This is a genomic window from Bacillus sp. 05T31, from assembly GCF_056396725.1.
In genome coordinates this window covers 1-392 of record NZ_JBFTMA010001460.1, presented here as the reverse complement: position 1 = coordinate 392, position 392 = coordinate 1, and the positions used below count along the sequence as shown (strand labels likewise).

The 392-nt window shown below is 31.9% G+C and carries 1 protein-coding gene; it reads left to right on the top strand.

The window, feature by feature from the left end; translation table 11 throughout:
* Positions 1–392: class I SAM-dependent methyltransferase (locus AC1DJR_RS33820; protein ID WP_477004655.1), on the top strand; the 392-nt coding region annotated here is incomplete at both ends.

Genomic DNA, 392 nt, shown 5'->3' with positions numbered 1-392 from the left:
ATAGAGGGCATTAATTGGGCGAAAGAGAGRRCRTTRGMAAAAGGAATAAAAATTCACTTTATTTGTGATTCRATTTTTAATTTAGAGGGTCAAAATGAATTTGATTTTGTATACGATTCGGGCTGTTTGCATCACATTCCACCGCATAGAAGAATAAATTATGTAGATTTAATTAAAAACTCATTGAAATCTGGTGGTTATTTCGGATTAACATGTTTTGCAGCTGGCGATTTAGATGAGCGAAACGGATCAGAAATAACAGATTGGGACGTATATAGAGGATGGAGTCTACAAGGTGGTCTTGCATATTCTGAAGAAAAATTAAGAGAGATATTTAAAGAATTTGAAGTAATTGAAATTAGAAAAATGAAGCAAATTGAACAACCAAATAA